This is a genomic window from Streptomyces sp. NPDC059994 (genome assembly GCF_042737755.1).
In the GTDB taxonomy this organism is placed as follows: Bacteria; Actinomycetota; Actinomycetes; order Streptomycetales; family Streptomycetaceae; genus Streptomyces.
This window is the reverse complement of sequence record NZ_JBHWUR010000002.1, coordinates 72,169-83,330: the sequence shown is the minus strand read 5'-3', so window position 1 is coordinate 83,330 and position 11,162 is coordinate 72,169. Positions and strand designations below refer to the sequence as shown.

6 protein-coding genes and 1 pseudogene are annotated in these 11,162 nt (G+C 72.0%); 5 read left to right on the top strand and 2 right to left on the bottom strand.

Going from position 1 to position 11,162, the window contains the following annotated elements; all coding sequences use genetic code 11:
- Nucleotides 1–272 precede the first annotated feature (272 nt).
- Entirely contained in the window at nucleotides 273–2,681 is a 2,409-nt protein-coding gene (locus ACFWA7_RS01910) for an ATP-binding protein (protein ID WP_385820277.1), read from the top strand.
- Nucleotides 2,682–2,700: 19 nt separating this feature from the next.
- Here the strand turns inward: ACFWA7_RS01910 and ACFWA7_RS01905 are convergent, their stop codons facing one another.
- Nucleotides 2,701–4,422, bottom strand: coding sequence for a hypothetical protein (locus tag ACFWA7_RS01905; RefSeq protein ID WP_385820426.1), 1,722 nt, complete (start codon nucleotides 4,420–4,422; stop codon nucleotides 2,701–2,703).
- 267 nt (nucleotides 4,423–4,689) lie between these two features.
- Here ACFWA7_RS01905 and ACFWA7_RS01900 point away from each other — a divergent pair, with 267 nt between their 5' ends.
- Nucleotides 4,690–5,406: a L,D-transpeptidase gene (locus ACFWA7_RS01900; RefSeq protein ID WP_385820275.1), complete on the top strand. Its 717-nt coding sequence runs from the start codon at nucleotides 4,690–4,692 to the stop codon at nucleotides 5,404–5,406.
- Between the two features lie 513 nt (nucleotides 5,407–5,919).
- On the top strand, nucleotides 5,920–7,365 hold the full coding sequence (locus tag ACFWA7_RS01895; RefSeq protein ID WP_385537730.1) for a glyceraldehyde-3-phosphate dehydrogenase: 1,446 nt from the start codon (nucleotides 5,920–5,922) through the stop codon (nucleotides 7,363–7,365).
- Nucleotides 7,366–7,460: 95 nt separating this feature from the next.
- On the opposite strand, the gene katG is transcribed toward ACFWA7_RS01895, so the two are convergent.
- Nucleotides 7,461–9,686, bottom strand: coding sequence for a catalase/peroxidase HPI (gene katG, locus ACFWA7_RS01890; RefSeq protein WP_385820273.1), 2,226 nt, complete (start codon nucleotides 9,684–9,686; stop codon nucleotides 7,461–7,463).
- Between the two features lie 321 nt (nucleotides 9,687–10,007).
- Here katG and ACFWA7_RS01885 point away from each other — a divergent pair, with 321 nt between their 5' ends.
- Together ACFWA7_RS01885 and ACFWA7_RS01880 are read left to right on the top strand one after the other, a co-directional pair.
- Nucleotides 10,008–10,418, top strand: a complete 411-nt coding sequence (locus ACFWA7_RS01885) for a Fur family transcriptional regulator (protein WP_385537736.1) — start codon at nucleotides 10,008–10,010, stop codon at nucleotides 10,416–10,418.
- Between the two features lie 381 nt (nucleotides 10,419–10,799).
- A pseudogene (locus ACFWA7_RS01880) lies at nucleotides 10,800–10,985 on the top strand (hypothetical protein); the annotation flags it as partial.
- Nucleotides 10,986–11,162 lie beyond the last annotated feature (177 nt).

Here is an 11,162-nt window from a genome sequence, read left to right as displayed (position 1 = left end):
TCGCCCCCCGCCGGTGTGACCACCGGCTGCAGAACCACCAGCCGCGGTTGGTGAGGGGCGGGGGGGGGGGGCCGGGCCCCCGTCCGGCCCCCTCCACCGCGCCATTCCCGGAACAGAGACTGCCCTTCCGCAACGGGCGCTGCCCTGAGCCGGGCCGCCCCCCGCCCGACTTCTCCCGGCGGGCGCCTGCGCGTTGGGCTGTCCAACACCGCCCGCCCTCTCTACGGTGGTGGTCGACCGGCCCGACGGGCGGGAGACATGAAGGGGGCCGGGTGGAAGCCGAGTTGACCGCGCTCGCGGCGTCGGGTGCGACGAGCCTGGTCGGGCTCATGGTCTCGGACTCCTGGGCGCAGGCCAGGGAGCGGCTGGGGCGCTTCCTCGCTCGCCGGCGCGGAGACGCGGGCGGGGCGGACGGGGCGGACGGGACGCGTAGCGCCGGGGACGCGGAGGACGCCGAGGGCGAGCTCCAGACCGCCAGCGACGAGCTGGAGGCGGCGCGCGGCGTACGGGACGAGCGTGCGGTGGCCGACCTTGAGAACCGCTGGTCGCGGCGACTTCTGGAGATCCTCCGGGAGGACCCGGGCGCGGCCTCGGAGTTGCGGCGGCTGCTCGATGAACTCGCCCCGGCCCAGCCGCACTCGCCCCACCCCCGGCCCGAGGCCCGGCCGGACCAGGTGCCCGCCCTCACCGTCACGTTCGTCAACCGCACGGCCGACCTCTCGGCCCTGGACCGGTGCTTCGGGGGCGGCGGGACCCGCGCCGCCGCACACATCGGCATCGGCGTGCTCCACGGTCTGCCGGGCGTCGGCAAGACCGCGACCGCCTGCCACTGGGCGGACAGATCCCGGGAGCTGTTCCCCGACGGCCAGATGTACGTGGACTTCGCGAGCCTGCACGGGCAGACCGGCGGCGACGTCTCCGAGGCCGTCGCCATGTGCCTCAGGTCGCTCGGGGTGAGCGACGAGTGGATGCCGCGCTCGCTCGCCGAGCGCACCGCCCTGTTCCGGTCGCGCTCCGCACAGCGCCGGATGCTGGTCGTCCTCGACGAGGTCAGCCACCCCGCGCAGGTCAGACCCCTCGTCCCCAAGGGGCCCGGCAGCGCGGTGCTCGTCACCAGCCACGGGAGACTCGGCGAACTGGTCCTGGACGGCGCCCGGTTGATCTCGCTGGACCCATTGGACGGGGACGGCGGGATGCGGCTCCTCGCCGACCGCTGCGGCGAGGACGCCGTGGCCGCCGAACGGGCGGCGGCCGAACGGCTGGTGGAGCTGTGCGGCGGCCTTCCGGTGGCGCTGCACGTGGTGGCGGCCCGGCTGCTCACCGACCGCCGCCTGACCATGACCGGCCTGGCGCAGGAGCTTGCCGACGAGGCCGGACGGCTCGCCGGAATGTCGATACGAGGGGAGCGCCCGGTGTCCGCCGTACTCGGCCCGTCGTACCGCATGCTGCCGCCCGACGCGGCCCGGCTCTACCGGCTTCTGGGGTGGGCGCCGGTGCGCACCTTCGACGCCGCGACGGCCGCCGTCGCCGCTGGGATCGACACCCCGCGGGCAGCGGATCTCCTGGACGTGCTGGAGGCCGCGAGCCTCCTCGAAGGCTCCGCGGACGGCCGGTACCGGCTGCACGGCCTCGTACGACTGCATGCACGCGAATGCGCGGAGCGGGAAGAAGCGGACGGTGAGCGGGCGGCGCTGACGCGGCGCGTCGTGACGCACTACCTCGCCCTCACCGGCTTGGCAGACCGGGCGGTCCGGGCGGACCGTCTGCGCATCGCGGACCTCTCCGAGCTGCTGGCGGACACCCCCGACCCGTTCGCCGCGCCGGGTGGCCCGGCGCCGCTGGACTGGCTGGAGGCCGAGCGAGCGAACATCCTCCAGGTGCTCCGGGCCGCCTCGCAGCAGCAACTGCACGAGCCGGTCTGGCAGTTGGCCGAGGCCTTCACCGTCCTGTTCCTGCACCACCGGCACCTCGCCATGTGGCGGGAGTCCCTGGAGCTGGGCGCGGCAGCCGCGGCGGCGGAGCTGATGCCGGCGGCAGAGGCGCGGCTGCGCGGCCTGCTGTCGCGGCCCCTGCTCGACCTCGGCGAGGACGACCGGGCGCGCGCCGAGCTGGAAGCGGCCGTCAGCTGCGCCGAGATCGCCGGCCACATCGTCCTGCGGGCGTCCGTGCAGGAGTTCCTCGGACGGTACTGGGACCGTGCCGACCCCGCTCGCGCCATCGAGGCGTACCGCCGCTCCCTCGATCTCAACCGCCGGGCGGGAGAGGCGCGCGGGGCGGCCATCGCGGCGTACTTCCTGGGATGCGCGCAGGACGCCCACGGCGACCACGCCGACGCCCTGGCCACGCTGGGCCGGGCGCGGGAGGAGCTGCTCGGGTGCTCGGACACGCGGATGGCGGCGCGGGCGACGGCCGCCATCGGGACCGTCCACGACCACCTGGGCGACCCCCAGGAAGCCCTGCGCGCACTACGGGAGGCCGCACGCACCCTCCGGGGCGAGGACGCCACCCACTACGAGGCCCAGGCCCTGGTCCAGCTGGCCGACATCACCGAGCGGACCGGGGGACCACGCGGCGCCGCCCGCCCGTACCTCACCAGGGCCCTGGAGATCCACGAGGCGGGTGGCAGCCCCTCGGCGCAGGGGCTGCGCGAACGGTTGGAGCGCTTGGACGGCGAGGGGTAGGGAAGCGGCGCGACGGGGGTCAGTCCGCCGACGCGCTCGTCCGCGCCGAGTGCGGTCGCAGACGTACATCCGTGTCGCGCAGCCCGCCGACCCTCAGCGTCACCCTGGTGTCGTCCAGTGGGTGGCCCGCGCGCAGACGGCCGTATACGGCGGCCGCCAACAGCCCCGCGTCGAGGGACGGGCCGGTGGCCGCCGCTTCGACGACCCGCCCGTCCCGAAGCCCGATCAGCCACCCTGTCCCGGCTCCAGCCTCATGTACGCCGGTCGCGGCCAGGCGGCTGCCCGGCAGCCGAGTCAGCGAGTCCTGGATCCAGTCCAGGGCCGCGGCCGCCGTCACGGCCGGGCGGGCTCGGACGACGACCGACGCGCTCTCGGCCAGTCGCGGGTCGCGTTCCTCGTCGGTGCACGCCAGATGGACGTACGGGCCCGGGCCCTCGGCCCAGTCGTCGCAGACGGCGGCGGGGAACCGGTGAGCGGTGACCACCGGCCGGCCCGCGCCCTCGGAGACGGCGGTGGTCACCCGCCATGAAGTGACCGCCGCCGACGGGGGCTCCGGCGGGAGCAGGGTCAGCGCGGCGGGCGGACGTGAGGGCGGCTCGGGCAGTTGGAGCAGCTGATACAGGGCGGTACGGAGGCGGGTGAGCGCCTGCCCGGGGTCGCTGAAGGCCCGCCCGGACACCTCCGCGTACCGCTGTGGCACATGGCCGTGGACGGCGTCCTCGACCTGCCGCCGCAGGTCTCCGGCCGGATCGAGCCGGGGCGCGATGCGCGCGAGATCGGCGCCCGCGGTCCCCGGCACGGCGTCGCTTCCGAACGCGGCGAGCAGTACGGGCTTGTCCAGGGCGGCCCCGTACAGCGTCACCGAACCGTGGTCGCCGATGACGACGTCGGCCGCGACCAGCGCGGGGCGCCAGCTGTGGACCGGCGGCATCAGCAGCAGGCCGGCGTCCAGCGCGGTGGCCTGCGCCGTGCGCACCTGCCAGGGGCCGTGCGCCGACCACACGTTGGGATGGATGATCGCGCCCACGCGGTACTCGTCGTACGGCAGCGCGGCGAGCAGGCGCGCGGGCAGCCCCGGCTCCCGGCCGATGAGGGAGGTCCGCCCCCAGGTCGAGCTCACCATGACCAGCCGCTGCCCGGCGCCGACGCCCAGCGCCTCCCGGTACGCGTCCCGGTGCCGCGTGCTCACGACCAGCTCGTCGAGGCACGGATCGCCCACCAGCAGGGTGCGACCGGCGGTCTTGGGGTGGCTGGCGAGCAACTGGGCCTCCTGGTCCGGGTGCGACACGGCCAGCCAGGCGCGCCCCGCCTCAAGGAGGGAGTCGGGGACCACGCCGGACAGCCTGCTGCGCTCCGCCCGGGAGTCCGGCACGAACTTCTGGAAGCCGATGCCGTGCGGCAGGACGAGGACCGGGCAGTCGCCTTGCGGTACGTCGATGTTCTCGCTGGCGGAGACGATCAGATCGGGGTCGATCTCGCTCAACTGCCGCCAGGGCATGACCCGGCAGCCGGAGTCGTGAAGCAGCTCCAGGACGCCGTTGTCGAAGGCCGACGTCGGGTCGTACGCGAAGACGACGGCCACGCGGGTGTCGTCGCGGAGGAGAGCGGGCAGCGACTCCAGGACACGGGCGGTCGAGGTGACCGTACGGGCGGCGACGACGAGCGTGCGCCGGGCGTGGAACGTGCTCCACCGCTGGGCGTCGTGCCCTACGGGTACGCGCAGGGGCGGGCTAGGGTGCATGGCCACCCCGAGAAGCTACGCGCCGAATATCCCATTTGGCCGCGCGGCTCGCGGCTCGCGGCTCGCGGCTCGCGGCTCGCGGCTCGCGGCTCGCGGCCATCGTGGCTTTATCGCACTTCAAACCGCGGAACAACCCTTCTGGGGACGTGGCCTGACCGGGCTACAGGTTACCGGCAGGGCCCTGACAGGGGTTCAGCCTCGGCGCGGGAGAGTGAAGTTCGTTCCGGCGGGGGTACGCGCTGGGCGGACGGTGCACATGTATGCGCCATGTGGAAGTTCCCGCGAGCCCGCCGCACCCTGCGGGCGCTGATCCCCGCCGCGCCCCTGGCGCTGACCGTCGGCGTCCTGCCCGCGTACGGTGTCGCCGTCGCGGCCCCGACGCCCGGGAGCGCCCCGCTGAAGTGCTCGACGGCCGACGGCCCGTATCAGCGCGAGGTCGAAGAGCTGATGGGGCTGGAGGCGGACGGCTCGCAGTCGCCCGCCGACTGTCTGGCGATCCAGCGGTACCAGGAGAGCCAGCTCATCGTGCCGGCCGACGGCTCCGCCGGACCGATCACGTACACGGCCCTGTACTGGGAGTGGGCCCAGAACTATCCCGAGAAGCTGCGCGGCTGCCCCGAGCGCATGGGCCGGGTCGCCTGCGTCGATCTGGGCCACCAGATCATGTGGGTCGCCCTGGACGGCAAGGTGGTCTTCACGCCCGTCGCCATCAGGTCCGGCCGGGCGGAGCTCCCCACCCGTACCGGCTGGTTCCATGTCGAATGGCGTAAACGGGACGACTGGTCGACGCTCTACAACTCGCCGATGACGTTCAGCCAGTACTTCAGCGGGGGCCAGGCCATCCACGGCGTCTATAACAACCTCTACGAAGGCTCCGGCTCCCACGGCTGCGTCAACCTGCGCCACGAGGACGCCAAGCGCTTGTGGACCGCTCTGCAACAGGGGGACGCGGTGTACGTGTGGGGGAGGAAGCCGGGGGCGTGACCCTTCGGCCGCGGTCCGTTGGGGGTGCCCCGATGGCGGCCTCCCGGCGGGCTGCGGCATGGCGCAGAACACTCACTCACGGTTACGGGGCGTGGCGTTTCAGCCACCTCCGCGGAGCGCGTCTTCCAGTCCTGGGCGATCTGCCTGCCGATCGCCCAGAGCCTGTCCGGCGGATCTGGTCGGCGCGCGGGTGTCTGGCACGCCCCTCCCCGAGGCCTTGAGGGCCCGGGGCCCCAGCGGCGTTGTCGTCAATCGCCGACTTCCCCATGCTCTCGGCTTCGTTCGAGCAGGGGAGACCTCAACGCGTCGCCTCAATCCCGCGCCCTGCGGCTGGACGCACCGGACACCCGCTCACCAGCACCGAAACCGCACTCCGCACCGAAGCCGACCAGATCCGCCGGACGGGCCCCGGCCCCACCCTCGTCGGACTCCGCGCGCTGGGCGGCACCCCTTGAACGGTCGGACAGGGGTCGGGTTAGCATATGAGCGCCGCCTAGCTCGAAAGATAAACTCGTGACTGTCAATGACGACTCGTTCACCAATTGGAAGAACCGCGAGGAGATCGCGGAGTCGATGATCCCGATCATCGGGAAGCTGCACCGGGAGCGGGACGTCACCGTCCTCCTCCACAGCCGCTCCCTGGTGAACAAGTCGGTGGTCAGCATCCTGAAGACCCACCGATTCGCCCGGCAGATCGCCGGTGAGGAACTCTCGGTCACCGACACGCTTCCGTTCCTGCAGGCTCTCACCACCCTCGATCTCGGCCCCTCGCAGATCGACATCGGCATGCTCGCCGCGACGTACCAGGCCGACGACCGCGGCCTGTCCGTGGCGGAGTTCACCGCCGGGGCGGTCATCGGCGCCACGGGTGACAACAAGATCGAGCGCGGCGAGGGCCGCGACGTCGTCCTCTACGGGTTCGGCCGCATCGGCCGCCTCGTCGCGCGCCTGCTCATCGAGAAGGCCGGTTCCGGCAACGGCCTGCGGCTGCGCGCCATCGTCGTCCGCCAGGGCGGTGACCAGGACATCGTCAAGCGCGCCTCGCTGCTGCGCCGTGACTCCATCCACGGCCAGTTCCAGGGCACGATCACCGTTGACGAGGCGACCAGCACCATCGTCGCCAACGGCAACGAGATCAAGGTGATCTACGCCAACGACCCGTCCGAGGTCGACTACACGGCGTACGGCATCAACGACGCCATCCTCATCGACAACACCGGCAAGTGGCGCGACCGCGAGGGCCTCTCCAAGCACCTGCGCCCCGGTATCGACAAGGTCGTCCTGACCGCCCCCGGCAAGGGCGACGTGCCCAACATCGTGCACGGCGTCAACCACGACACGATCAAGCCGGACGAGCAGATCCTGTCCTGCGCGTCCTGCACCACCAACGCGATCGTCCCGCCGCTGAAGGCGATGGCGGACGAGTACGGCGTGCTGCGCGGCCACGTGGAGACCGTCCACTCGTTCACCAACGACCAGAACCTGCTGGACAACTACCACAAGGCCGACCGCCGCGGCCGTTCGGCGCCGCTGAACATGGTCATCACCGAGACCGGTGCCGCCTCCGCCGTCGCGAAGGCGCTGCCCGACCTCAAGGCGCCGATCACCGGCAGCTCGATCCGCGTCCCGGTGCCGGACGTCTCGATCGCGATCCTCAGCCTGCGGCTCGGTCGCGAGACCACCCGCGAGGAGGTCCTGGAGTACCTCCGCGATGTCTCGCTGAACTCGCCGCTGAAGCGCCAGATCGACTTCACCACCGCCCCCGACGCCGTGTCGATGGACTTCGTCGGCTCGCGCCACGCCTCGATCGTCGACGCGGGCGCCACGAAGGTCGACGGCGACAACGCGATCCTGTACCTCTGGTACGACAACGAGTTCGGCTACTCGTGCCAGGTCATCCGCGTGGTCCAGCACGTCTCCGGCGTGGAGTACCCGACGTACCCGGTGCCGGTGATCTGAAGGTCCTGACCCACGAGAAGAGGCGGCGGGCCCGGGCGGTTTTGCAGGGGAGGCGCCACTTATAGTACCTCAGACGATCATGCGACCAGAGGCGGTCACACGAGGTCGAACCGGTCCAGGTTCATGACCTTCTCCCACGCCGCGACGAAGTCCTTCACGAACTTCTCCTTCGCGTCGTCGCTCGCGTACACCTCCGCGACGGCGCGCAGCTCGGAGTTCGAGCCGAAGACCAGGTCGGCGCGGGTGCCGGTCCACTTGACCTCGCCCGTGGCGGAGTCGCTGCCCTCGAAGGTGGTCGCGTCCTCGGAGGTCGCCTTCCACGTCGTGCCCAGGTCGAGCAGGTTGACGAAGAAGTCGTTGGTCAGCACCCCGGGGGTCTCGGTGAGGACGCCCGCCGACGACTGCTGGTGGTTGGCGCCGAGCACCCGGAGGCCGCCCACCAGGACCGTCAGTTCGGGAGCGCTGAGGTTCAGCAGGTTCGCCTTGTCGAGCAGCAGGTACTCGGCCGGGAGCCGGTTGCCCTTGCCGAGGTAGTTGCGGAACCCGTCGGCCGTCGGCTCCAGCGCGGCGAACGACTCCACGTCGGTCTGCTCCTGCGAGGCGTCCGCGCGGCCCGGCGTGAAGGGGACCTCGATGTCGAGGCCCGCGTCCTTGGCGGCCTTCTCCACGGCGGCGGACCCGCCGAGCACGATCAGGTCGGCCAGGGAGACCTTCTTGGCGCCGGAGTCGAACTCCCGCTGGATCCCCTCCAGGGTGCTCAGCACCACCGCCAGCCGGTCCGGCTCGTTGACCTCCCAGCCGCGCTGCGGCTCCAGGCGGATGCGCGCGCCGTTGGCGCCGCCGCGCTTGTCGCTGCCGCGGAAGGACGAGGCCGACGCCCAGGCGGCGGAGACCAGCTGGGACACCGAGAGGCCCGAGCCGAGGATCCGCTCCTTGAGGGAGGCGACGTCCGCGGCGGAGACCAGCTCGTGCGTCACCTCGGGCAGCGGGTCCTGCCACAGCAGCGTCTCGGCCGGGACCTCCGGGCCGAGGTAGCGGACGACGGGGCCCATGTCGCGGTGGGTCAGCTTGAACCAGGCACGGGCGAACGCGTCCGCGAACTCGGCCGGGTTCTCCTTGAAGCGCCGTGAGATCGGCTCGTAGACCGGGTCGTACCGGAGCGAGAGGTCGGTCGTCAGCATGGTCGGCGCGTGGGTCTTGGACGCGTCGTGGGCGTCGGGGACGGTGCCCGCCCCGGCTCCGTCCTTCGGCCGCCACTGGTGCGCGCCCGCGGGGCTGTCGAACAGCTCCCACTCGTAGCCGAAGAGGATCTCGAAGAAGCTGTTGTCCCAGGTGATCGGCGTGGTGGTCCAGACGCCCTCAAGGCCGCTGGTGATCGCGTCGCCGCCCACGCCGGTGCCGTACGAGTTCCGCCAGCCGAGGCCCTGCTGCTCCAGCGGGGAGGCCTCGGGGTCGGGGCCGACGGCGTCCGCCGGGCCCGCGCCGTGGGTCTTGCCGAAGGTGTGGCCGCCGGCGATCAGCGCGACCGTCTCCTCGTCGTTCATCGCCATCCGGCGGAACGTCTCACGGATGTCGCGGGCCGCGGCGATCGGGTCCGGGGTGCCGTTCGGGCCCTCCGGGTTGACGTAGATCAGGCCCATCTGCACCGCGCCGAGGGGGTTCTCCAGCTCACGGTCGCCGGTATAGCGCTGGTCGTCGAGCCAGGCGGTCTCGGGGCCCCAGTACACGTCCTCGTCGGGCTCCCAGACGTCCGGGCGCCCGCCGCCGAAGCCGAAGGTCTTGAAGCCCATCGTCTCCAGAGAAACGTTTCCTGCGAGGATCATCAGGTCGGCCCAGGACAGGCTCCGGCCGTACTTCTTCTTGACCGGCCACAGCAGACGGCGGGCCTTGTCGAGGCTCGCGTTGTCCGGCCAGCTGTTGAGGGGGGCGAAGCGCTGCTGACCGGCCCCGGCGCCGCCGCGGCCGTCGCTGATGCGGTACGTGCCGGCGCTGTGCCACGCCATACGGATCATCAGCGGGCCGTAGTGGCCGAAGTCGGCGGGCCACCAGTCCTGCGAGGTGGTCAGCACCTCGGCGATGTCCCGCTTCACGGTCGGCAGGTCGAGGGTCCTGAACGCCTCGGCGTAGTCGAACTCCTCGCCCAGCGGGTTGGCCACGGCGGGGTTCTTGGCGAGGATCTTCAGGTTGAGCCGCTCCGGCCACCATTGACGGTTTCCGCCGCCCTGCGTGGGGTGTGGGGCGCGACCGTGCGCGACCGGGCAGCCGCCGCTTCCCTCCTCCGTTCTCGGGTCCGTGACGATCGCGTCGTGGTTCTCAGACATCGGAATCCTTCCGGGCTGGGTGGATCACACTGCTCAGGGGACTTCGGGTGATGGAACGTTTCGATGCGGCGGACGGTCCCGTCGCGGTCAAATGGTGGACGGTTCGACGGTCGGTCGGAGCGGGGTTCGCAGGGACGGGTGGACTACCGGACTTGTCCGCTCCCTTGGCCGTCGTTGGGAACCGATCCTACGATGGACGGAGTCCAGGTCAAGAAGCTCACCGGTTTCGTCCTCGGTCGGAAGCTGTACGGGCACCGGTGAAGGCGGGTATCCCATTACTGCCCTACTCGATCTCCACCGAGCCGGAACGGATGGACCACTATGAGTGACCTGCTGGAGCGGCTCCGCGGACACGGCTGGCGGGTGACCTCCCAGCGGCGTGTCGTGGCGGAGGTCCTCGACGGCGACCACGTGCACCTCACGGCCGACGAAGTGCACGCCCGCGCGGCGCGGCGGCTGCCGGAGATCTCCCGGGCGACCGTCTACAACACGCTGGGCGAGATGGTCTCCCTCGGCGAGGTCATGGAGGTCTCCACCGACGGCCGCGCCAAGCGCTACGACCCCAACGCGCACCGCCCCCACCAGCACCTGGTCTGCTCCGGCTGCGGCACCATCCGCGACGTCCACACGACGGGCGACCTGCTCACCCAGCTCCCGGCGGAGGAGCGGTTCGGGTTCACGGTGTCGGCGGCGGAGGTCACGTACCGGGGCCTGTGCCCGTCGTGCGCCTAGCGGGTGCTCATCGCGCCCGTCGAGTCAGCGCCGGTCGAGTCAGCGCCGGTCGAGTCAGCGTCCGTCGACTCATCGCCCGTCCAGGAGCGGCCGCAGGGCCGCCGCCGGGCGTTCGTACTCCGCGGGCACGTGGTAGATCAGCCCGCTGATTACTGATACGGATGCCACCGCCGCCCGGCCAGGGCCAGATCGCCACCCGGAAGCCGAGGCGGGCCGCGATCTCCTCGCGCCGGGCGTCGGCCTCGGCACGGGTGCGGGCCAGTGCGGGAGGCAGGGGCAGGGCCGGCATGGCGAGGCGGTCGTCGGCGGGAAGCGGGGTGATGCCCGGGAGGCGGGCGAGGAGCTCGGCGCCGTAGCCCGCCAGGGGGCGCGGCCAGCGACTACATGGCCCTGGGCGCCCTCCGGGGCCTGCGGCGGCAGGGTCTGTCGGTGCCGGACGACGTCTCGGTGTGCGGGGTACGACGGCTCGTCGATCACCGAGTTCACCGACCCGGCGCTCACCACGGGTCCGCCAGCCCGCGGACCGCCTGGCCCTGGAGGCGGGCCGCAGCGTGCTCTTCCCGGTGAGCAACCGCGGAGGTCCCCACGGGCGAGCTCCTCTTCGACCCGGAAGTGGTCATCCGAGCCCCGACGGGGCCGGCACGTCGGTGACGCGATGGCAGGCGCCGCCGAATAGGGTGAACAAGTAGTAGACCTGGTACCGCTTCCATCTGCAGGTTGACGGAGGATACTGGTCTGGCCCCG